Origin of the sequence: Neorhizobium sp. T25_27, assembly GCF_002968565.1 — a bacterium.
Taxonomy (GTDB): Bacteria; Pseudomonadota; Alphaproteobacteria; order Rhizobiales; family Rhizobiaceae; genus Neorhizobium; species Neorhizobium tomejilense.
This window is the reverse complement of record NZ_PVBJ01000043.1, coordinates 1-402: the sequence shown is the minus strand read 5'-3', so window position 1 is coordinate 402 and position 402 is coordinate 1. Positions and strand designations below refer to the sequence as shown.

1 protein-coding gene is annotated in these 402 nt (G+C 62.4%); it reads left to right on the top strand.

Features of this window, described 5'->3' with window-relative positions; translation table 11 throughout:
• On the top strand, positions 1 to 329 hold a 329-nt coding region (locus tag C5J24_RS31630; protein WP_172724211.1), incomplete at its 5' end, for a GIY-YIG nuclease family protein.
• Between the last annotated feature and the right edge of the window lie 73 nt (positions 330 to 402).

Genomic DNA, 402 nt, shown 5'->3' with positions numbered 1-402 from the left:
ACTTCTTCGAGTGCGACGACTTCATCAAGATCGGCTTCAGCGTCAACCCGGAGTCCCGTCTGCGCCAGATCCAGGTCTCCGGCAACGGGACTGCGGCCCCGCAGAACATGAACACGCGAGAGGCGAAGATCATCACAGCGGCCCCAGGTACTAGGAAGGACGAAATGGCCCTGCATGACCGATTCGCCGCAACCCGCGACGAGGGCGAGTGGTTCAAGAAGAGCGCAGAACTGACCGACTACGTCGCCGGGGTCGCCTCAACGCTGGACCTCCACTGGGACAACACCGACGCCGACCTCGACGCCGGACGCAAGACCCCCACCGCCTGACAACGGCACCCCCGCAACACCACCGCTTGTCTTTCGAGACTCGCGTTTCCCTAGGGAGAAGTCTGTGTACATC